This is a genomic window from Nostoc sp., from assembly GCF_036917435.1.
Classification (GTDB): domain Bacteria; phylum Cyanobacteriota; class Cyanobacteriia; order Cyanobacteriales; family Nostocaceae; genus Nostoc.
The window spans coordinates 144,260-166,917 of the sequence record NZ_JBALDM010000045.1; the positions used below are offsets into that span (position 1 = coordinate 144,260).

Below are 22,658 nucleotides of genomic sequence, written 5' to 3' on the forward strand. Positions count from 1 at the left end.
TGTTTTGCTATCGGTCATTGCTCGTAAGGGTGATGTTCGGTAGCCACAGTTAAGGAGCAAGCGCAACTGCATCTCTCCCTAACTTGAGTATGTCCCTTTGTTTTTTACATCTAGTTTTCCTTCGGGGATTCTAGATTAGCAACCGAACGGCATATTTGAGCGCGGTTCTTTTTTCTAGATTGCCATTGAGCAGTTTGGAAAAATAACAGCAATCTTAATCCAGCTTTGGAGAAGCTTTTGCCCGCACCTAAACTGTAAACACTTGCACTTGCAGATTTAAAAAATATTTTGTAGTATATAGTAGTACAAAAAGATAAAGCTAATCTTTTAGCCTTTTTTCACGAGGTTGCAAACTCAAAAAACTTTAGTACTTAAGCTGTAAGACAGCGATTTGCATCGCAGGTGGTATTTAAGTTCAAGCAAGGTTATAAATGTGTTGTTCAAATCTTCTTAGCTGGTTGCGATCGCGTAGCCCGTCGTAGACATCGCTACGCTAACCCAGGTATTGCCTAGCTTACTTAAATTATCACACAAATTATTTATGCAAATTACTATGTGGCAAACATTTTATATCAAACCTAACGAAATCGGCATCTTATATCACCGCAGTGACTTTAAGAAAATTTTGCAACCCGGTACACACACATATTTTGGTCGGCATTGGCAAGTAAAAATTCATGACCTCAATCAGCCACTAGCTCAAATTGAAAACCTAGAACTGCTATTGCGAAATCACGAAGCCGAACTACAAGAACATTTATTGATTATCAGAACCGCATTCAATCAAGTTGCGTTAGTCCGCTACGGTCAGAATTGGGTAAGTGTTGCACCAAATAAATTGATTGCTTTTTGGCGTGGTTTTATTGAAGTAGAGTCTCATATATTCAACTTGGAAGAAAGCTTAGAATTGCCTAGTTCCTTTGTGCAGCAATTGCGCTCAGTTACGTTGAATGGATTGAAGAAGTTCCAAATCTCCGAGTCTGAGATTGGTTTACTATATCTGCAAAACAATTTTGTGCGACCTCTAGAAGCAGGAGAGTATGCTTTTTGGTCGGTAGATAGAGATGTTACAGTCAGGACTCTCAGCCGAATTATCCCTAACCCAGATTTTCCCCTCGAAGATGTACTCATTGAAAAACATCCCGACTTTATTGCTGCCTATTGTGAGCCAGTGCAATTACAGACTTCACAAGTTGCAATTGTGCGATATCGGGGTAAGGTGATTTCTATTTTGCCACCTACCACCCGCAAGTTATTTTGGCAGGGTGTTGCAGTGGAAATTCTCGACATCAGCGCTGATGCTCAGTTACAGCCTAGCTTAGTGGCTGAGTTGGTTGAGGGTTCAGCAGAAGTGAAATTGCTTAGTCGCAACTGTTTGCATATTTGCCAAGTTCCCGCCCAGCACGTTGGACTAGTATACATTAATCAAGAGTTTCAAGGATTGCGATCGCCAGGAGTACATGCTTGGTGGTTATTTGGCCGCTCCTTTCTCACTGAAGTCATTGACCTACGACTACAAAATATGGAAGTATCCGGTCAAGATATCCTCTCTAAAGATAAAGTACCTCTGCGGTTAAATTTGACGGCTGGCTTCCGTATCCAAGATCCATTGAGAGCAAAAAGCACCTTGTCAGATATTTCCGGCTTCTTATACAAAGAATTACAGTTTGCTTTGCGTGGTGCGATCGGCGAACGCAACTTAGATACTTTATTAGAAGATAAAGGTGCAATTGATAGAAGTATATCTGAATACATTCGCCAGAAAGCCGCAGACTATGGAATTGAAGTAGATTCTGTAGGTGTCAAAGATATTATTTTACCTGGTGAGATTAAGGCTATTTTGAGCAAGGTAGTCGAAGCAGAAAAAACCGCTCAAGCAAACGTAGTCAGACGTAGAGAAGAAACAGCTGCTACCCGCAGTATGTTAAATACTGCCAAGGTGATGGAGGATAACCCCGTTGCATTGCGTTTGAAGGAACTGGAAGTATTAGAGCGAATTGCAGAGAAGATTGATCGCATTCAAGTTAACGGTAGTTTGGATAGTATTTTAACAGACTTGATTAGTATTAATCGACAGTAATCAGGCAAATAGTCACATAGGAAAAGGCCAGTATAATAACAGTAGTTCTATCTACAATAAAGGTGAGTATGCATCAGTCAGCTTCAGACTCTCAACAAAACCTTGTTCAAAAAATTGCAAAGTGGAAAGCTGGGCTGGCTGACTTAGGAAAACGAAATCCTCTCATCAAGTTTCGGCAAGATAGTCCTCGAACTTTAGAAATTCTTACAGAAGAACCAGATGTTATCTTCACAAAGCTAACAGAAGAGAAAAAGAAAAAACCGCTTCATTTTTTAATAATTGATAGTGAAGATCAAGATATTACCCAGGTTAAAACAACTAAAACATTACCAGCAGAAAAAAATCCTCTCAAATTAATTATGCGTCAAAGAGGAGATGAGCAGCTAAAACGGCTAAATAAATTGCGTCTTGATGCACGACGCTCATTTGAAGAACGAGGAGTAAATAGTCTATTTCTGTCGTTTGGAACGTTGACCTGGTATGACAAAGATAAGCCAGATGATCCTCTGTTATCGCCACTAATTTTAGTACCTGTAGAGTTAATTAAAGAACCTAGACGAGATGTTTATAAGATATCTGTTTTAGAGGAAGATATTGTATTAAATCCAACGCTGGTACAAAAGTTAAAGCAAACTTTTGGGATTGAGCTTCCAGAGGGAGAAGCTATACAAGAAAAAACTTATAACGAATTAATTATCGAGATTCGCCAACTGTTAGCACAACAAAATTGGCAAATTAAAGAGAATGTGTTTCTCTCACTATTTTCTTATGCAAAAGCTGCAATGGTTCGGGACATTATCGAAAATAAAGCTCTAATTTTTGACCACCCAATTTTGCAAGCTATTAGTGGCGATTTAACTAGTTATCAGTCTAACTATAAAGAACCATTACCTGCATTCGATCTAGATTCAAAAGTTAAACCTGAACGAATATTTCAAATTCTTGATGCTGACTCTAGCCAGCAAGTCGTGATTGAAGCAGCAAAAGCTGGTTCTAGCTTTGTTGTTCAAGGGCCGCCAGGAACGGGCAAAAGTCAAACTATTGTAAATATAATTGCAGAACTGATTGGCGACGGTAAATCAGTTTTATTAGTTGCAGAAAAAGCAACAGCACTAAGTGTAGTTTATAAGCGCATGGCTGAATGTGGTTTAGCTCATGTGTGTCTTAATCTCCATCACAGTGGTACAACAGATAAGCGAGAGCTTGTAAATAATTTATCGAAAACTATTGAATATATTCAACAAGTTTATGGTTCAGAAAATCATCAACTTTTCTTTAATCGGCTGGTTTCTACTCGTCAATCGATAAATTCATATTTGACAAGTTTACACGCGAAGGAAAAACCTTTAAATAAATCACCATTTGAGATAATTGGCGAGCTTTTGAGAAAAGAACGCGAAGTAGTTCCCAACATCAATGTCATATTTTCTAATTTCAGCCAATGGAATCCTAGTAGATTACAAAAAGCACAAGATTTATTAAATCAATTAGCACAATTTTTACCTTTCTTTAAAGGAGAGAGAACAACTATTTGGGCAAAAAGTTCTCTAAATTCTTATTCTTATGAGGTGGAATTGCAAATTACAGAGCAATTAGAGGAATTTCAGGAAGCAATTTTGTCAGCCCAAAAGATTAATCAAGAATTACAGGCGATGCTACAAGTTCAACCTTTGTTGAGTTTAGACTCTCTGGATAAATGCTATCCAGCCCTGCTGCATATACTAAAAGCTCCATTAAATTTACCAGAAAATTGGGTAGGAGTAGATATTGCACTTGCTCAAGATGTTTTTACTAGTCTGAAAAAAGATGTTCTAGAAATTGAAAAAAATAAGCGATTACAAGAAACCCAAAACCTACTAAGCAAGCTTTTAGAATTATTTAACATTTTTCGTAGGAGTAAACCTAATTCTATTGAGTCTTTGCAAAATAAGCTGCGTCAAATTGATTACCCCGCTCGTCAGGTTTTTGGATCTTTATTTAACCCGGAAGTTTCTGGTGAAGCAGAGTTAAAAGAAATTGAACAAGCTTTAAATTGGTTGATTGGCTTACAACAGTATTCCCTTTCTGCTGATTCCGTCCAGCGCGTGATAAATTATCCTTCTAAACGACGCGAACTAGCTGAATTAGTTAAGGAATATGAGTCATCCCATCACAGTGTTAGGAAAGGATTAGATTTTCTATTATCGCACTTTGATGAAAGCGACATCACAGATTCTTACTTACCTCGTAACCAAATTACTTTTGTAGAACTAGAAAGCTTCTTAAACTTGGCTCAATCTGAACTGCCTTATTTTCAAGAATGGCTGACTTATAAAGAAGTTTACCAGAAACTTGTAAATCTGGGTAATAATAAGTTTTTAGATGCTTTACGTGATAATCAAACTCAACCGGAACAATGGTTTCCAGTTTTAAAAAAGCGAATTTATCAAATATGTCTTGATGCTATTCTTGCCAAAAAACCTGAATTGAAGAATTTTAATTTTGAAGTACACGAACGGCAAATAAAAGAGTTTTCTGAACTCGATTCTAAGCAACTAAATACTGCTAAAGAACGTCTAAGACAGCTTCATGTGCAACGCTGGCAAAACTTGGAAAAGACTTCAGCTGCTCTAGCTGAGATACCAAATTGGAAAAGGGAAGCGAATAAGATAAGGCGACATTTGCCCATTCGTAAACTCCTCAACGACACAAAAAAGGGAATACCAAATCTTGTCAAGGTCTTAAAGCCTTGCTGGATGATGAGTCCACTTTCTGTTAGTCAATATATCAAGGCAGATATACATCATTTTGATGTTCTCATCTTTGATGAAGCATCTCAACTTCGGACTGAAGATGTAGTTCCTTCAATTATCCGTTCTAATCAAGTAATTGTGATTGGGGATAATAAGCAGCTTCCTCCCACATCATTCTTTTCAACTGGAGACAGTCAAGAAGATATCGATAATGAAGATGATGAAAGCTATGAAAGCGTTTTAGATGAATGTTCAAAATTTATGTTTGGACACATGCTGAAATGGCACTACCGCAGTCAGGATGAGCGTTTGATTGCTTTCTCCAACCGTCATTTTTACGAGTCTAAATTAGTTACGTTTCCAAACCCAGTTCAAAATCCAGATTTGGGAGTATCGTTCCGACACGTTCCTGATGGCGTTTACGATAGCGGTGGAAGTAGTACTAATCGACGTGAGGCTCAAGTTGTTGCTCAGTTAGCATTGGAGCATTTTCAACGGTTTTCCACTGAACAATCCCTTGGTATTATTGCCTTTAGCGAAGCCCAAGCCGATGCGATTCGGGAGCAAATTGAGATTTTGGGGAAAAATCACCCCAATCTGGAGAAATTTTGCAGTGATAACTCACCTGAATTTTTTCTCAAAGCCCTAGAAAACGTTCAAGGTGATGAGCGAGATGCAATCATACTCAGCGTTGGGTATGCTCGTAATTCTCAAGGTAAACTTTTTCTCAACTTTGGCCCCCTGAATCGGAAAGGTGGAGAACGACGACTGAATGTAGCTGTCACGCGGGCAAAAAGTAAAATTACACTTGTTTCTTCCATTGTGGCTAGTGACATCGATTTAACACGCGCCAAAAGCAAAGGTGCAGAAGCACTGCGTAATTACTTAGAATATGCAGCCAGTGGTGGAGAAATACTACAAGGGAACTCTTATACAAATACGCTCCGCTTTGACTCGCCATTTGAAGAAGATGTTTACCATACCCTAGTCCAGCAGGGATACACTATCCGCACCCAAGTTGGATGCTCAGGATATCGGATTGATCTTGGTGTAGTCAATAGCGATCGCCCTGGTGAGTTTTTACTGGGGATTGAGTGTGATGGTGCATCTTACCATAGTTCACCTACTGCCAGAGATCGCGATCGCTTGAGACAAGAAGTGCTTGAAAAACTTGGTTGGAAAATTCACCGAATTTGGTCAACAGACTGGTTTCGTAACAAACCTGCTCAAGTTAGTCTGTTGATAGAAAGGATCGAACACCTGCAACAAAATAAGCAAAGGTGAGATAGTCTCTGTAAAATATATACTTGATAGATAAACTCTAATTATGCCGATTCAATGGCATGGAGTCACTGCGATGTCAATTGATGAAGTTGAAAACCACCAAAATAACGATCTAGCTCAACCCGCTACAGACTTAATAAAAAACCTAGAAAAGGCAAAAGACAAGAAAAAATCTCAAAAATCCAAACGAATTTTTGATGGTAGCACAGAAGCTTTTGCGAAGAAAATTCCCAAAAAGACTTTTGAAACAGAACTAGAGCAACTCCAGATTGAGCTAGTCAAAATGCAATACTGGATTAAGCACGTTGGCTATCGGGTTGTTGTCATATTTGAAGGGCGCGATGCAGCCGGCAAAGGAGGAGTAATTAAACGTATTGCCGATCCACTCAACCCTCGTGGCTGTCGTGTAGTGGCTCTGGGAACCCCTTCCGATCGCGAGAAAACTCAGTGGTATTTTCAACGTTACGTGCAACATCTTCCGACAGCCGGCGAAATTGTCCTCTTCGATCGCAGTTGGTACAACCGAGCCGGAGTTGAACGGGTGATGGACTTTTGCACTGAAGCAGAATATCAAGAATTCATGCAATCTTGCCCGGAATTTGAACGAATGCTGGTGCGATCGGGCATTGTTTTAATTAAGTATTGGTTCTCGGTGAGCGATGATGAACAAGAAAAACGCTTTCTCTCTCGCAGTCACGATCCAGCAAGGCGCTGGAAACTCAGCCCAATGGACTTGGAATCACGCGATCGCTGGGTAGAATATTCCAAAGCCAAAGATACTATGTTTGCGTACACGAATATTCCAGAAGCTCCCTGGTTTACCATTGAAGCAGATGATAAAAGACGGGCGCGGCTCAACTGCATTCATCATTTATTGAGCAAAGTTCCTTACGAAGACATGACACCTCCTCCCTTAGAGCTTCCATCTAGACCTGTGGCTGAGGATTATATTCGCGCTCCCCGCAACGAGCAGTTTTTTGTGCCTCAAGTGTATTGAACTGCAAGTTATCGCTAATGATTGAATATGGCAAACTTTATCTATAGGTGTTGCGATCGCCTATAGCTTCTCTCCAAAGCAATTTAGATTTCTGAGTAATGCTATCGAAAATTAGTCAATTTCTTGTGCATGATTATGATAATACATCTAGTCTATCTATATCTAAATTGCGGGAACGTGATGAGGCTCATATTCTACTGCCTAAAATAAATTGGTGTGTTTTAGGGCTTGAAAATTATAAAAAAGTGACAGCTTTTTTTGATGAAATAAAAGCTAGTTATACTGTGATTGTGTATAGAGGGGAAGAATACAATTACTTTGATGATTTCATTTCCAATGTTCGGAATTTCCTTGTCCAAAATGTTGACTTTTCAAGTATCAGATCGAATATCCCCTAGCCAATCGCATTAAAGCGAAGATTGATATCTTTGGTACTTGTACAGAATATACCTATGATAATTTACAGGGCAAACGCATCAAATTACTCTTGATCACAACCAAGGTTAAGAACCAACGAAAAATCAGCATTTTTCGTTTGATTTATTTTCCAAGCCTCAAAGCAATGTCTACGACGGGCTACTTCGGGAGCATTTCACACAGAATCCTTAGACAACTCTACAACAGGGTAAAATAGAAGCAATTCCCTTTTATTGAAAACGTCATATACTCAAAGCAGTGCAAAACTATGGCGTACAGTGACTTTACTTTAGAAAAAGTTTCGGCTGTTTTGGGAATCACCACCCAAGAAGCCGATCTGTTTCCCAAGCTTGTAGCTCTTTCTATTCCTTCGTGGTTGAATGAAACTTTGGGAAAGCGAACCCAATTAGCTCTGATTAGTGAAAAGGCTCGAAGCGAATTTATTATTGTACCAATTTTACTAGCCTGTCGGGATCTGAGCCAAGATAGTTTGGCTATTTTCTCTGGACAAAGACTTGATGTTGATCCTGCACAGGGCTTGATTGGGGAATGTGATTTTATTTTAGCAATGGCTCCACCTTTACCACCGTTGCGTAGCCCAATTATCACTGTTGTAGAAGCGAAGAAAAATGATGTTGAAGCTGGGTTAGGACAATGCATCGCGCAAATGGTGGCGGCGGATTTATTCAATCGTTCATCTGGACAAGCAGAAATACCCGTGTATGGATGCGTGACAACAGGAGAAGTATGGCAATTTATTCTACTTTCACAAAAAGTGGCTTTGCTTGATCGGCAAAGATATTACCTGGATAACGTAGGTGCAATTTTGGCAATTGTACAGACAATTGTTCAGCAATTCAGTAGTTGATTTGTGTAATATTTTGTTCTCATAAGTGGATGAATCTACTTTTGAGTTGGAGCGATGATTAGAATATAAGATTAGCGATCGCAGGTGAGCTATATGGATGACAGAGTTATTAAGACATTAGGGTTTTGAGATGCACGTTATTACTCGTAAACGCCTGAATGAATTTGCTAAACTTCATCCAGATACAAATAACGCCTTGGCTCAGTGGTATCAATTGGTTAAGGGAAAAGAGTTTGCCTCATTTGTGGAACTCCGTGAAATGTTTCCATCAGCAGATCAAGTCGGTAAATTGACAGTGTTTAATATTGGTGGTAATAAAGTTCGACTCATTGCCGCAATTCATTACAACCGCCAAAAAGTCTACATTCGCGCTGTATTAACGCATTCACAATATGATGAAGGAAAGTGGAAGGAATAATGCAAAGCTTTAACCTAGATCAAACCATCACTGCTTGGTCATCCATTGGCGAAAACGTCTTTGTTCCACACACTGAAGAGGAATATGAACGCTTGGTTGAGATCCTCGATTGTCTCATCGATCAAGTTGGTGAAGACGAAATCCATCCGCTTGCGTCTCTAATGGAAGTTATCGGTGTTTTAATTGAAAACTACGAAACTGAACATATTCCTGAGTTAGAGGCGATCGCTTAACTTCACCCAGTATGAATATGCAGTGGCGTGTTGTCGAATTGGCGCGATCGCACCAACAGTCTACTTCTTATGCATCTCACGGATAATCTTTAAAGGCGATCGCACCAACAGTCTAATTCTTATGAATCCACAGATAATCTCTAAATGTTGTCGAGTGAAGGCGATGTCTACGAGGGGCTATTTGGTGTCGCTTAGGTGCTAAATTAAAGACGGTAATATTGGAGTATCAGGCATTACCAAAGATAGTCAAGCTGTTTATTTATGTAGCTCCTTACCGCAATGAAGCCAAAAGTTTACATTGAAACCTCTATTCCCAGTTTTTATTACGAAGCACGTACTGAACCTGATATGGTGGCGCGACGGGACTGGACACGGGAATGGTGGAGTTATGCAAGTGACAACTATGTGCTTGTAACTAGTCTTGCGGTGCTGGATGAACTTAATCGAGGTAACTTTCCTGGAAAAAGCGAGGCAATAGAACTTATTAGTAGCTTGTTGTTTATCCCAATTGAATCTGCGATCGCGGAAATCGTCGAAGTGTATATCCAGCAACACCTGATGCCCAGCGATCCGCTTGGAGATGCACTACATCTTGCCCTGGCTTCATATCATAAATGTGATTTTCTATTGACTTGGAATTGTCGTCACTTGGCAAATGCCAACAAGTTTGGGCATATTCGACGGCTGAACGTTATGCTGGGGTTATACGTTCCAACGCTAGTTACGCCATTAGAGTTAATAGGAGCGCAAAATGACGAAGAATGATGAAGCAATCAACCAAATACGTAAAATTCGCCACATAATATCTCAGGAAAATGGACATAACCCTGATAAGTTTGTGAATTACTACATTGAACTTCAGAAGCAATATCCCCACCTTATTCAGTACAAAGAGCAGCATACAAAAGTTTTAGAATCCGCATCACAACAAGGTATTGAAGCCGAAGCATAGAAGCGATCAATTAAGTCTGCAAAGTTATCTGCGTAGGATGATAGGGAATGTTACTGCGATGTCTTCAATGGGCTATTTGGCATCGCACTATCTCGTAAATTAGTTTTATTAACGCGCAATCATCGAGATTTGGGCAAAGTACCCAGATTGTTAATTGAGGATTGGACGGTTTAATGCGTAGATGTAGTCCGTCATAGACATCGCATCCTCTCATCAAGCGATCGCAACCTGGTTGTCGAGTGAATGCTTAGGCGTAGCCCGTCGTAGACATCGCTAAAACGGTCTACTTATTGTCCAAAATTTTGTAAATAGCAAGATATTGGTAATATAAAAAATTACTGGTATCATCAAAAAGCCCAAAAGCCTTAATTTAACCTAGTTGCTAATACTGTTATCTATCTAGGAAAATTCAGTATAATTAGGTGATTTAAAAGTAGTGGTTTTGGGTATTCTCTTTATAAGGATACATTTGCTAAACGATACTGAAATACCAAAAAGTGATAGAACTTCAAAAGCAACTAAATTTCATATTTGACGCAGCTTTTATATAAATGCCACTTTTTTTAGCCCTAGTATCTTCATAACTCTCAGTGGTCAAGCAAATCTTATGAATTCGGTTAAAATTGGCAACTTTTTTGCATCTCCAAATACAGGGGTGATAGGAGAGTTAATTACTATTTTAAATAATGAATATGAATTAAAAATAAACAGTCAAGTATTTAGGCTAAATCAGCCACAGTTTAACAAACTGATACAAGTTCCAGACACTATACTTCACTTATTGAACCGCCCAGAAGAAATATCGTTAGCAACTAATAAGCAACTTATAGATTCTTTTCTTGAAGCAGCTAAGGTATTGTACTTTGATGGAAAGATGGAATATACAGTGCTTGAAGAATGGCGAGAGAAGCTTGGATTTACATTTTCTAATGAAATGTCTTCAGTAACGAATTATGGCGACTCATTAGAGTATGGCGGTCTATATCTGGGTGGGGATTGGAGAGATGATTACGATCCACGTTACTAAATTTTGACCTTGAATCTGTTTTTCACTTCATAATACATACTACACCAGACAGGTGATTAATTCTAATGATGCAAGAAGTTACTTGCCACAAGTTAGGTAGTTAGTGCTATTGCTCCCGCAAAGCGAGGTTATCGCATCTCCCCCATCGCCCTATTCACGATCGCCTACCTTGTCTCCCCTTCAAAGCGATCGCACCATTTAATCTAAAAAATCGTCATTTAAAATAGTCTTTCATTTTACAGTTTTTCTTTGAGCAAAATGCAAGCAAATCCTAAAAATCTTACTCCATAAGAGTTATACTTTCTAAAGCATCAAAATAAATTGTTAGTACATAACACTGTAACTTGCATTTAGGCTAGAAATAGGCTCTTTTTTCTCCGGCCGCTAAAAAACCTTGCATTATATCAATTGTAAGAGCGTTGGCGCGTAGCCCGCCGGAGGCATCGCTAGGTTCGGAGTAATCCCAAGAGTGCATTTGACGGAAAGGAAGACCCATCTTTTGGAAGACATACTTCTCTTTCACACCAGAAGCAACTAGGTCAGGCTTCAGCGCTTTGATAAATTCCTCGAATTCGTAAGCGGTAACGTCGTCATAAACGATGGTGCCGTTCTCGATGTAGCCAGCAGTACGTTTGTAGTCATCGTTATGAGCGAACTCATAACCAGTACCTATCATCTTCATGCCCAAGTCTAGGAAGGCTGGGACAACGTGGCGAGGACGTAGACCACCAACCATGATGGCAACAGTCTTACCTTCTAAGCGGGGGCGGTACTTACCGACTACCGCATCCATTGTTGGCTGATACTTGGCGATAACTTTCTCAGCGTTTGCTTGGATTGTCTCGTCAAACTTAGAAGCAATTTCCCGTAAAGATTCAGCAATCTTGGTGGGGCCGAAGAAGTTGTATTCTAACCAGGGTATACCATAAGCTTCTTCCATGTGACGGCTGATGTAGTTCATCGAGCGGTAACAGTGAATGAGGTTCATCTTCACATTGGGGGTCATCAACATTTCGTTGATGGTGCCATCACCAGACCACTGAGCGACTACGCGCAAGCCGATTTCTTCTAACAGGATGCGGCTAGCCCAAGCATCACCACCGATGTTGTAGTCACCAATGACGGCTACATCATAAGGGGTACCTTCAAACTTGAGTGTACCGTCTTTCTTAGCTTGGTCTGCTCTGGTGAAAACCCAGTCACGAACCATGTCGTTAGCAATGTGGTGTCCTAAAGATTGAGAAACACCCCGGAAGCCTTCGCAACGAACGGGTACTACTGGCTTACCAATTTCTTTGGATGTCTTCCGAGCAACAGCTTCGATGTCATCCCCGATTAGACCGATGGGACATTCAGATTGAATGGAAACACCACGGTTGAGGGGGAAAAGTACATCAAGTTCTTGGATGAGCTTGGTAAGTTTCTTGTCACCACCGAAAACGATATCTCTTTCTTGGAAGTCGGAGGTGAAGTGCATGGTACCAAAGGTATCAATACCTGTGGTGCCGATGTAGTAGTTACGACGACCAGACCAAGACCAGTAACCGCAACCTACAGGCCCGTGGCTGATGTGGATCATGTCCTTAATAGGGCCCCAAACCACACCTTTAGAACCGGCGTAAGCACAACCACGAGCGGTCATTACCCCAGGAAGGGATTTAACGTTAGACTTAACGCCGCAATCGGACTTACCTTCTTCGTATACGTTTAAATGCTTTTCGCGCTTTTTAGCAGCTTTTTCTGGGTAAGCACTGAGAACTTCTTTAATTAGTTCTTTTCTTTCTTCGATGATGTTTTGATTTTCTGGAGGTGTCATACTTAGCCTCTGTGACTCGTAAGGATCGGGATAGGGGGACTAGGAGTCCCCTCTAAGATTAGGGGGGAGAAGCGAGAGGATGAAAGGTCAAAGGGAAGATTGATATCTTTCCTTTTTCCTTGTGCTAAAGCGTTATTTCTTAGCAGCGATTTATACTACAGGAGCTTCAGCAGCACTTTTGCCAACTAGCATTGCGGTATTTTCGTCGCTTTCGAGGATACCGAATTCAATCAACAATTCTTCTAGTTCTTCCATTTCGATGGGTGTAGGAATAGATAGATTCTTGTTGTCGATAATTTTCTGAGCCAATGTGCGGTATTCGTTAGCTTGGTTGCTTTCTGGTGCGTACTCGTTAACAGTCATCCGGCGCAATTCTGCGTGTTGAACGATGTTGTCACGGGGTACGTAGTGAATCATTTGGGTGTTCAACCGTTTTGCCAAGGTTTCGATCAAGTCGATTTCTCGGTCTGTGTTACGGCTGTTACAAATCAAACCACCCAAACGCACGCCACCTGTGTGAGCATACTTAAGAACACCACGAGCGATGTTGTTAGCAGCATACATCGCCATCATTTCACCTGATGTCACGATGTAGATTTCTTGTGCCTTGCCTTCGCGGATTGGCATTGCGAAACCACCGCATACAACGTCACCTAATACGTCGTAAGATACGAAGTCTAGGTTTTGGTAAGCACCATTTTCTTCTAAGAAGTTGATGGCGGTAATGATACCACGACCGGCGCAACCTACACCGGGTTCTGGCCCACCAGATTCTACGCAACGAACGTCACGGAAACCGGTTAGCATTACTTCTTCGAGTTCGATATCTTCTACTGCACCACGTTCTGCGGCGAGGTGAAGAACGGTTGTTTGAGCTTTGCTGTGCAGCATCAAACGGGTGGAGTCAGCTTTAGGGTCGCAACCGACGATGAGGATGCGTTGACCCATTTCTGCCATAGCTGCTAAGGTGTTTTGGGAAGTGGTAGATTTACCAATACCGCCCTTACCGTAGAAAGCTATCTGTCTGATCTTTTCTTCTGTCATGATTCGTGTTTCCCTGCAATTGGTTGGTTGGTGGGTATGCGCGTTTGTCAGTTGCGTTCACGCCAGTTGAGCGACAGTAGTGAGCGCGTGTAGAGCATCGTTGGTACAGTTGGCATAAATGCCTGCTGGGGGCGATCGCTCCACAGCTAAAATGATCGAAAGTAGGTACATATATTTCGTGGTTAAATTTTTTTCTTTTTGTTCTTTGCCCTTTGTCATTTGTTCTGACAAAGAACAAAGAAAGTTACGCGATTTACAAATACGTCATAATGTGCTTTAGCTTGCAAGACTCAATAGGACTTGACTTTGCTATTTGTCAACAATCAATGTGTAAATCCTATTACTTGTTTAAAATAGCGCCCTTCATGTTTGTGACACGCTCTAGTGCAGCTTTGCTGTTTTCTGCTGATACCCCACCCACAGCCATTGCTTCGCCGAGATGTTTAGCGATCGCATCGAAGTGTTGTTGCTGTAAATTCATTCCAGTGTGGGTTTTGTCCATTGGACGACCGGCGTATTGCTTTGGCCCCTCAAATATCTGAGATAAGAAAGCAACTAGATGATTACGTTGCTTGACCATATCTTTACCAGCAAAAAATGTGTTGAGGGTGCTGTCTGCGGCAATGCGTTTGTGGAGTTCATCTACTGTTTTCTCAATAGCTGGTTGTCCGCCAATGTTGTCGTACAATGTACTCATATTCTGTTCCTTTGAAGCGAGTTAGATGATGAAATTCGCAAGTAGGCGCTTAATCTATGAAGCCTATATGCTGTTAGCCGTCATAGTGGTAGGATTGATACCAATTCGTAATTCGTAATACCTTTAGGAGAGCAATCCTTTGGATGTCTACGTAATTTTTAATTAAGAAAGTTAAGTTTGAATCTGTGACTTTCTTTTGACGAATTGGCATGAAGCATTGAGTGGAGACAATGATTCGGTTCAAATCCTATTTTCTGTTCTTGGCTGAATGCATATTAGGGCGTATTTGTAGAGTCCGTTAAGTCCTACAGCAATTCTTAAACTGCTTCGACTACAAGGCTCTTGCTGACACGATCTTGTAATCTGGCTTCGATCGCAATTTTGAGAGTTGCTGTACTACTTGAACAGGAACCGCAAGCACCTTGCAGGACAACTTTAACGCGATCGCCTTCTACATCATAGAGTTCTACATCTCCCCCGTCTGCAATCAGTACGGGTCTGACTTCTTCATCGAGAACTTTTTGAATTAGAGCAATCTTTTGGACGTTAGTTAGCGATCGCTGCTTTGACGTAACAATTTCTGTGGCAACTTTTACGCCGTAATCGTTGAGAGCAGGTGAGGCGTATTCCTGTTGAACTGATCTAATAATATCATCAATGTTCGCCAAACAGGAACCGCATCCGCCACCAGCTTTTACATAATTTGTTACTTGTTCAGCATCCGTGAGATGATTTTCTAGAATCACGCGACGAATTTTGGATTCGCTGATGCCAAAGCAACTGCAAATTAATGCACCTTCATCATCATCATCGTGGGTAGCTAGAGGAATGCCACGATAATTGTAGATAGCGGCTTCTAGGGCTTCTTGTCCCATTACAGAGCAATGCATCTTTGCTTCTGGTAAACCACCAAGGTAATCTGCAATGTCTCTGTTGGACACTTTCAAAGCTTCATCTAAGGTTAAACCCTTGATCATTTCGGTTAATGCACTAGAAGATGCGATCGCACTAGTACAGCCAAAGGTTTGAAAGCGAGCATCTAGAATCTTATCAGATTCTACTTCCACTTTCAGGTGCAATCTCAGAGCATCGCCGCAAGCAATGCTACCGATTTCGCCCATTGCAACCTTAACCCCAGGTTCGCTCGTTTCTTCAATTGCTCCCTGATTTTTGGGATCGTAAAACAGTTCTAATACTTTATCGGTGTAGTCCCACATATTAAGTTATGAGTAATGAGTGCTGAGTAATGAGTAATGAGTGGGGAGTGGTAAATTCTTCATTCCCTATTCCCTATTCCCTATTCCCTAATTAACGGTGCGCTAGTGCTTGTTCTTGTTCTTGCAGCCAACCTGCATCATCATTTTTGAAGGGTGAGAGGGCGCGTAAACGTTCTACAATACTGGGCATTACCTCTATGACTCGATCGATTTCGGCTTCTGTGGTGTAGCGACAAAGACTGAAGCGAATGGAACCGTGCAAAGTTGTATAGGGTAAACCCATTGCCCGCAGGACGTGGGAAGGTTCCAGTGAACCGGAGGTACAAGCAGAACCGGATGATGCACAGATACCGTATTTATTCAAGGATAGTAAGATAGCTTCACCTTCAATATACTTGAAGCCGATATTCGTCGTGTTGGGCAATCTCTGCGTAACATCACCATTGACTACACAATCGGGAATTGTAGCTAGTAAAGTTTGTTCTAGGCGATCGCGCAGTCTTCTTTCTCTTTTGGTGGCTTCTTCTAAGTGTAACAGTTCCAGTTCCGCAGCTTTGCCCAAGGCAATAATTGCTGGTACATTCTCAGTTCCCGCCCTACGTCCGCGTTCTTGGTGTCCCCCAATCATGAAAGGACGGAACCGAACCCCGCGCCGGATATATAAAGCACCAATTCCTTTCGGCCCGTGCAGCTTGTGACCAGACAGGGTTAACATATCGATGGTGCTAGTCTTCATATTGAGGGGGATTTTTCCCACTACTTGCACCGCATCTACATGGAAGATAGCGCCAGAAGCTTTTACACGCAACCCAATTTGTTCAATCGGGAAAATCGTGCCGGTTTCATTATTAGCATACATAATTGTCACCAAGGCGGTGTTACCCGTCAAGGAAGCTTCTAGTTCATCTAAATCCAGCTGCCCTTGATGATTTACTGATAGATAGGTAACACTATAACCTTGGGTTTCTAATTGTTTGCAGACATTGAGTACTGCTGGATGTTCAACTTGGGTGGTGACGATGTGTCGCTTTTCTGGTTGCGCTAACAGTGCGGCTCGAATCGCCGCGTTATCTCCCTCAGTACCGCAACTTGTGTAGACAATTTCAGACTCATCGGCTCCCAGGATGGCTGCAAGTTGTTCTCTTGCTGTTCTCACTGCTTTACCGACTTGCCCACCAAAGGTATGCATACTGGAGGGGTTGCCGTAATAATCTGTTAGGTAAGGTAGCATTACCTCTATAACTTCTGAGTCTACCTTAGTGGTTGCATTATTATCGAGATAGATGCAGTTATTTTGCATTGTTGTCTTCAATTAAGAATTACGAATTATTTAAGCTTCTGCTGCCATTGTTTGGGATTGGCGCTTTTGCAACTGTTCCGAGTATTTCTGGGAATAGCTTTCAAACCAACGTTCCCAGTAATCTTGTTTATTTGTTAATTTAGCAACTACGCGGTTGTAATTGGCAAACCAGCCTTCCCAATAATCGCTAGGCTGCTTAACGCAAGCGTCGCAGGTGGGACAACCAGCTTTACACTGAGGCATGGTATGAATACTACCAATACAATTTGTACAAAGTTCGGGGTCAATCCAGTGCTGTCCGTCAACCACTTTTACTGCATTTGTGGGACATATCGTTAGACAGAGATTGCAGGAAATACACTGGCTAGTAAGAATTTTGTAAGCCATGATTTATTCTCCTTTTGGGAATGGGGCATTGGGGAGGCAGTACGGTCTTGGGGTCTCCCCAAGTGGAGTAACTGCCGTCATTGGGCATTGGGCATTGAGGATTGGGTTTAGGCGAGGGCATTGAGGATAATTCTTATCCCATGCCCCATGCCCTATGCCCCATGCCCTATTCGTTATTCCCTAATTCCTTAACGTATTGCTCGTAGAACTCTAAAGCAACCTTTTCAATTACGTCGTAAGCTTCAACAGTCTTGATTCCAGCTTCTTGCAATTTTTCTTGAGGACAGTTACCAATCTTGGAAACTAAAACTGCTTTGCAATCTGCGATCGCTTTCATAATATGCTCAAAAGAAGCTTCTTCGCCGTATCCACCTTGGCAGTATTGGTCAATTTTGCGATGACCGATAAAGCGAACTTCATTCCCACCCACTTCGTAAATTTGGAATTCTTTCGCATGACCGAAGTGTTGGTTAACTAATCCGCCGCCTTTGGTTGCTACTGCAACTAAAACTTTCGGACTATTGGCAATTTTCTTGCCAGCTAGCGCCTTATCTTTCGCTACTTTAAGTTCTTCTTTAAACTTCTCAATTCCTTCGTGAACAGTAGCGCGTTGTTCCATGTCATATTCGGGAGCCATTTCCAAGAATTTCTCTTTGGAAAACTCCTGACTGCGGTCTTCTCCCAGTAATCCGACTGCATCGGCACGGCACTGGCGACAGTGACGCATCATTTTCATGTTACCAGAGCAGTTGTCTTGAACTTCTTTAAGTTCTTTAGGTGTGGGGCCGCGTTGACCGATTAAACCGAAGTGTGTGCCATGTTCTGGTGCAGAAATCAACGGCATGATGTTGTGCAAGAATGCACCTTTCTCACGAATGACTCGATTCACTTCAACTAAGTGATGGTCATTAATTCCGGGAATCATCACGGAGTTAACTTTGCACAAGATGTCAGCATCTTTCAGGGCTTGCAATCCTTCCATCTGTCTTTCGTGGAGGATTCTTGCGCCTTCAATACCTCTATAACGCTTGCGTCTGTAGTGAACCCAAGGATAAATCAATGCACCGATCTCTGGATCTACCATGTTAATGGTGATCGTCACGTGATCTATATTTAATTGTTTAATGCGATCGATGTAATCGGGCAGCATTAAACCATTGGTTGATAAACACAGCTTGATGTCTGGTGCTTGGGCTGCAATCAACTCAAATGTGCGGAAGGTTTTTTCTGGGTTCGCTAAAGGGTCGCCAGGACCAGCAATTCCCACAACTGTCATTTGAGGAATCTTACCACCAATGACTAAAGCTTTGTGTGCTGCTTCTTCTGGTGTTAGCAATTCGCTAACTACTCCAGGACGGCTTTCGTTAGCGCAATCATATTTGCGGTTGCAATAGTTGCATTGAATGTTGCAAGCTGGTGCAACTGCAACGTGCATCCGGGCGTAGTGGTGATGAGCGTCTTCGCTGTAGCAGGGATGTTTAGCAATGCGTTCTTGGAGCTTTTCGTCTCTTTCCACGGTGGCGCTGCTGTTGCTGTCGCAGCCGCAATCACCGGATTTTGCTTGGGTTGGCGATTCCGTAGCGTTAGAGTTGAGGAGTCGTGTAGACGATGATGTCATTGAATTTAGCAAAAAGGTCGGTGGACTCGGCTGCCACTGTGGGAGATGCTGTTGCCACTCTTTCATGCCCAGAATTGAAGTCGCGTCTTTCACACTGCCTGCAAACCCTTGGGTGAGGGCGACTTGTTTTCAAGTCAGGCAGGCAATAGATATCTGATGTTCGGCTGGTGTGTGTCAACGTTCGGTTCTTGGGTAGAATTGGTGCTTACAGCCGCGACTTCTCTTCAGGCATGGTGCTATGTCATCCCTCCACTCACTTTTCGCTTTGTTTTGTTTCAGAGCGTTAAGTGATTGGCGATAAAAGATTTATATCAGCCGTCTTGAAGCTAGGCGATATGTTTATCTAGGATAGAATTTATTGGATTTATTACTTTTGTACTCAAATACTAAAGACCCTAATTCTTCAAGCATTACAAGAATTAAAAAAGTTTTTTTCGGGTAGGGGTTCTAGTATTTTTTGGTTGGGGTTCTAGTGTTTATAGATAGGGGTTCAGGATTTCTTTGTACTCAGCCAAAACCCAATCCCCGCAAGGAATTTAATCTACTTGTAACTGGGTTTGGGTTATTTAAATGTGTACTCATGTTGCCCTCAATTTCCGTCAGAAGCAATAAATGCCAAGGGTTTGAGGGTGAAAAACTGGAGTAGTCTATATCGTTCTACTCCAGAAACGTGCGAAATTCAATTCTGTATCTAACATATCATTTTTTTGAGGGTAAAAATGCAATTCATATTTATTTAATTTTTGCTTTGACAATGATATTCAATTGTGGTTCTAAGTCTTGTCTGATAAGCGATGTGAGGTAATGGAAATAGATGTGTTACTGCACATAATTTTCAAAAAACTTAACTTTTAACTCCTTTTTTTTCATTCCCACAATCAGGAGATGGGTAGAAAACTCTCGGATTTTGTGTTTAAGAGAAACAACAAACTATAATCTAACATGATTGTGCGATCGCAATGAATTTTCTGAATTGCTCAATACAAACCTTAGCAAAAAACCCCACCCCCTAAGCAGCTACAATCAAGCCAAACGTGAAAAAATCTGAGTTTATGATAACCATCCTCCAGCAGCCGCCAAAAATGACCGTTGAGAAATATCTGGAATGGGAACCTCAGCAAGACGTTCGCTATGAATATGCCAATGGCGAAGTATTTGCCATGACAGGCAGTACAATTCCCCATAACGACATTGCGCTTAACTTGTACACTGCCTTACATCCTCATCTGCGTTCTAAAGGTTGTCGAGCGAATGTGTCAGGGGTGAAAGTGCAACTGACTCCCCAGAGTCGCTACTATTATCCTGATGTTATTGTCAGTTGCGACCCTCAAGACCTCAATGCCCGGAAATTTATTCAACATCCCAAGCTGATTGCTGAAGTTCTTTCGCCAGGTACAAGCGCGAAAGATCGGGGTGAAAAATTTACTTATTATCTCAAAATCCCCAGTTTGCAAGAGTATATCTTGATTGACTCGGAAAAAATCTCCGTTGAGCGTTACTGTCGGGGAGAGGGTAGAATGTGGCTTTACTATCCCTACACGGCTGGAGATATCGTCACTTTATCGAGCATTGAATTTGAATGCTCGATTGAACTGCTGTATGAAGGTGTTGTATTTAGCACTGAAGAATGAAAAGCGATGTCTACGACGGGCTGTTCGGTGTCGCACCTTAAGCAACTGCATAACCTGTATAGGGTCTTAACTCCGGTGAACGAAAGCCAAGTACTATATGTTCTTTAGGAATTCCAGCCCGTTCTAAATCGGCGGCGATGCCTTCTTCTGTACCATCCCGTTGAATCCAGATTTTGCCATCTATCAGGTCAATATGAACCAGACAGCCATGAATGCGGCGATCGCCATCCCAACCTATATCCATCCACAAATAGCGATCGCGGCTTTGATCAAACACCACTTCTGATTGAATGTTGGCATAAGAATAGGGTAGTGAAGCATATTCACTGAGGATAGTTTCAATCACCTGGCGATAGTGGTCTAATTTGGTATAATCCATTGTTTAATGACCTCCTGTTTTGGATCAAAGGTAATCAGCTTAAAACGATGATTTTTTAGTAATAGTTTGCCGATAGGTTCTTCAAATAAATCATTAAAAACACTGTTAGGTACTGCAAGATATAACACCCGTTCTGGCTCTAATTCAGTTAATACATCTTGATATAAAATATACTGACCCAATGCTTTTTCTAAATCATCAACATCCGATCTTCCAGTAAAACTTTTAATTTCAACTGCAATTTTAGATTCTGCTTTTTGCGCCGCCAACATCTGTTTAGCACCTAAATCAATATACAAATCTTTTTTACCAAATTTTAGTGTCAGTGGGTCATGAGTAATTATCCATTTGTCTTTAATTAAAGCATTTTTAACATTATCGTGATATAAGTCTCTAGCTGGCATACAGGTGTAGTTTTAGACTGATTATTTCTATTTTAGGAAATCGCTACACTAGATTTATCAGAAAAAACAGGCTCTCTAAGTTCATTCACAAAAACAGGGTAGCAGGAGAAATTCGATGAAAGCAATGGTTATCCGTCGGTATGGCGCGGCTGAGGTGTTGCAGTATGAAGATGTGGAACAGCCAAAAATTGAGTCAACACAGTTACTTGTGAAAGTTCGTGCTAGTAGCGTTAATCCTATTGATTGGAAAATTCGCCAAGGGATGTTGAGTTTGATTACTGGCAGCAAATTCCCGAAGATTCTGGGATTTGATGTGGCGGGAGAAGTTGTAGAGGTTGGCTCCCAAGTCACGCGCTTTAAACCAGGAGATAGTATTTATGGCAGTACTAACTTCCCTGGAGGAGGTTACGCGGAATTTGCAGCCATCCCAGAAAACTTGGCGGCGCTCAAACCAACGAATCTATCTTATGAAGAAGCTGCGGCTGTGCCTTTAGCAGCACTTACGGCTTTGCAAGCACTGCGAGATCAGGGAAATATTCAAACAGGGCAAACTGTCTTAATTAATGGCGCTGCGGGTGGTGTAGGGATTTTTGCGGTGCAAATTGCTAAGGCTTTAGGGGCAGTGGTGACGGGAGTTTGCAGTACCAAAAACTTGGATTTGGTGAAATCTTTGGGAGCAGACCGCGTGATTGATTATACGCAGCAAGATTTTGTCGAAGATACAGTGCAGTATGACATTATCTTTGATGCAGTGGGTAAGCGATCGCTCTCACAAACCAAAAGAGTCCTCAAACCCAACGGAATTTATATCACAACAGTACCCAGCCCCGAAGTATTCTTAGAGAGCGTCTTAACAGCGTTTCTTCCTGGTCAAAAAGCTAAATTTCTCTTTGAAAAACCTAACACCAAAGACTTGCTTTTTCTCAAAGAATTGATTGAAGGGGGTAAAATTCGCGTGGTGATTGATCGCACATATCCCTTACAAGAACTAGCGGCGGCTCATAATTATAGCGAAACTGGGCGGGCTGTGGGTAAAATTGCGATCGCCGTAACTGCCAATCGTTAGACATCGCTCGGCATAGATCCAGATAATCTTGATTAATCTATGATCGTCATAATTTTTCCATTTTGTGAATAATATTACTGACTTTTTGAAC

General features: G+C 41.5%; 22 protein-coding genes. 12 read left to right on the forward strand and 10 right to left on the reverse strand.

All coding sequences use genetic code 11. The features are described 5' to 3' along the window. Positions 1–553: 553 nt before the first annotated feature. The 10 genes from V7K98_RS22380 to V7K98_RS22425 all read left to right on the forward strand — a co-directional run bounded on the left by V7K98_RS22380 (position 554) and on the right by V7K98_RS22425 (position 11,008). Positions 554–2,080 carry a slipin family protein gene (locus tag V7K98_RS22380; protein ID WP_335026069.1) on the forward strand — a complete coding sequence of 509 codons (1,527 nt, stop codon included), beginning with the start codon at positions 554–556 and terminating at the stop codon, positions 2,078–2,080. Positions 2,081–2,148: 68 nt separating this feature from the next. Next, the gene (locus V7K98_RS22385) at positions 2,149–6,096 is read left to right on the forward strand and encodes a DUF4011 domain-containing protein (RefSeq protein WP_335025800.1); all 3,948 of its coding nucleotides are present in this window, start codon (positions 2,149–2,151) and stop codon (positions 6,094–6,096) included. 43 nt (positions 6,097–6,139) lie between these two features. Continuing rightward, on the forward strand, positions 6,140–7,093 hold the full coding sequence (gene ppk2, locus V7K98_RS22390) for a polyphosphate kinase 2 (protein WP_335025802.1): 954 nt from the start codon (positions 6,140–6,142) through the stop codon (positions 7,091–7,093). A 98-nt stretch (positions 7,094–7,191) separates the two neighbouring features. Then, entirely contained in the window at positions 7,192–7,491 is a 300-nt protein-coding gene (locus tag V7K98_RS22395) for a hypothetical protein (RefSeq protein WP_335025804.1), read from the forward strand. Positions 7,492–7,778: 287 nt separating this feature from the next. Next, complete coding sequence (locus V7K98_RS22400; protein ID WP_335025806.1) at positions 7,779–8,378, forward strand: hypothetical protein; 600 nt, start codon at positions 7,779–7,781, stop codon at positions 8,376–8,378. Between the two features lie 130 nt (positions 8,379–8,508). Beyond that, positions 8,509–8,796, forward strand: a complete 288-nt coding sequence (locus V7K98_RS22405; protein WP_335025807.1) for a type II toxin-antitoxin system HigB family toxin — start codon at positions 8,509–8,511, stop codon at positions 8,794–8,796. Next, entirely contained in the window at positions 8,796–9,029 is a 234-nt protein-coding gene (locus V7K98_RS22410; protein ID WP_335025809.1) for a hypothetical protein, read from the forward strand. The genes V7K98_RS22405 and V7K98_RS22410 overlap by 1 nt, the downstream gene beginning before the upstream one ends. 279 nt (positions 9,030–9,308) lie before the next feature. After that, positions 9,309–9,794 (forward strand): type II toxin-antitoxin system VapC family toxin, encoded by a 486-nt coding sequence (locus tag V7K98_RS22415; RefSeq protein WP_335025811.1) that lies wholly within the window; start codon positions 9,309–9,311, stop codon positions 9,792–9,794. After that, positions 9,781–9,981 (forward strand): hypothetical protein, encoded by a 201-nt coding sequence (locus V7K98_RS22420; protein ID WP_335025813.1) that lies wholly within the window; start codon positions 9,781–9,783, stop codon positions 9,979–9,981. The genes V7K98_RS22415 and V7K98_RS22420 overlap by 14 nt, the downstream gene beginning before the upstream one ends. A 607-nt stretch (positions 9,982–10,588) precedes the next feature. After that, positions 10,589–11,008, forward strand: a complete 420-nt coding sequence (locus V7K98_RS22425; RefSeq protein ID WP_335025815.1) for a hypothetical protein — start codon at positions 10,589–10,591, stop codon at positions 11,006–11,008. 355 nt (positions 11,009–11,363) lie between these two features. On the opposite strand, the gene nifD is transcribed toward V7K98_RS22425, so the two are convergent. The 8 genes from nifD to nifB form a co-directional block, all read right to left on the reverse strand. Next, entirely contained in the window at positions 11,364–12,824 is a 1,461-nt protein-coding gene (nifD, locus tag V7K98_RS22430; RefSeq protein ID WP_335025817.1) for a nitrogenase molybdenum-iron protein alpha chain, read from the reverse strand. A 150-nt stretch (positions 12,825–12,974) separates the two neighbouring features. Continuing rightward, the gene (nifH, locus tag V7K98_RS22435; protein WP_292824782.1) at positions 12,975–13,868 is read right to left on the reverse strand and encodes a nitrogenase iron protein; all 894 of its coding nucleotides are present in this window, start codon (positions 13,866–13,868) and stop codon (positions 12,975–12,977) included. Between the two features lie 340 nt (positions 13,869–14,208). Beyond that, positions 14,209–14,565, reverse strand: coding sequence for a globin domain-containing protein (locus V7K98_RS22440; RefSeq protein WP_335025819.1), 357 nt, complete (start codon positions 14,563–14,565; stop codon positions 14,209–14,211). A gap of 317 nt (positions 14,566–14,882) precedes the next feature. Continuing rightward, the gene (nifU, locus tag V7K98_RS22445) at positions 14,883–15,782 is read right to left on the reverse strand and encodes a Fe-S cluster assembly protein NifU (protein ID WP_335025821.1); all 900 of its coding nucleotides are present in this window, start codon (positions 15,780–15,782) and stop codon (positions 14,883–14,885) included. 91 nt (positions 15,783–15,873) lie between these two features. Next, positions 15,874–17,082 carry a cysteine desulfurase NifS gene (gene nifS, locus V7K98_RS22450; RefSeq protein WP_335025823.1) on the reverse strand — a complete coding sequence of 403 codons (1,209 nt, stop codon included), beginning with the start codon at positions 17,080–17,082 and terminating at the stop codon, positions 15,874–15,876. A gap of 30 nt (positions 17,083–17,112) precedes the next feature. After that, entirely contained in the window at positions 17,113–17,469 is a 357-nt protein-coding gene (locus V7K98_RS22455; protein WP_335025825.1) for an indolepyruvate ferredoxin oxidoreductase subunit alpha, read from the reverse strand. Further along, positions 17,447–17,590, reverse strand: a complete 144-nt coding sequence (locus V7K98_RS22460; RefSeq protein WP_335025827.1) for a hypothetical protein — start codon at positions 17,588–17,590, stop codon at positions 17,447–17,449. The genes V7K98_RS22455 and V7K98_RS22460 overlap by 23 nt, the downstream gene beginning before the upstream one ends. A 45-nt stretch (positions 17,591–17,635) precedes the next feature. After that, a complete protein-coding gene (gene nifB / locus V7K98_RS22465; protein ID WP_335026071.1) occupies positions 17,636–19,087 on the reverse strand; it encodes a nitrogenase cofactor biosynthesis protein NifB in 1,452 nt (483 codons plus the stop codon). A gap of 1,052 nt (positions 19,088–20,139) precedes the next feature. Between nifB and V7K98_RS22470 the strand changes: the two genes are divergently transcribed. Continuing rightward, on the forward strand, positions 20,140–20,718 hold the full coding sequence (locus tag V7K98_RS22470; protein WP_335025829.1) for a Uma2 family endonuclease: 579 nt from the start codon (positions 20,140–20,142) through the stop codon (positions 20,716–20,718). A 37-nt stretch (positions 20,719–20,755) separates the two neighbouring features. On the opposite strand, the gene V7K98_RS22475 is transcribed toward V7K98_RS22470, so the two are convergent. Both V7K98_RS22475 and V7K98_RS22480 read right to left on the reverse strand, forming a co-directional pair. Beyond that, complete coding sequence (locus V7K98_RS22475) at positions 20,756–21,097, reverse strand: XisI protein (RefSeq protein WP_335025831.1); 342 nt, start codon at positions 21,095–21,097, stop codon at positions 20,756–20,758. After that, positions 21,079–21,501, reverse strand: a complete 423-nt coding sequence (locus V7K98_RS22480) for an element excision factor XisH family protein (protein ID WP_335025833.1) — start codon at positions 21,499–21,501, stop codon at positions 21,079–21,081. The genes V7K98_RS22475 and V7K98_RS22480 overlap by 19 nt, the downstream gene beginning before the upstream one ends. A gap of 115 nt (positions 21,502–21,616) precedes the next feature. Here V7K98_RS22480 and V7K98_RS22485 point away from each other — a divergent pair, with 115 nt between their 5' ends. After that, complete coding sequence (locus V7K98_RS22485; RefSeq protein WP_335025835.1) at positions 21,617–22,567, forward strand: NAD(P)-dependent alcohol dehydrogenase; 951 nt, start codon at positions 21,617–21,619, stop codon at positions 22,565–22,567. The last annotated feature ends 91 nt before the right edge of the window (positions 22,568–22,658 follow it).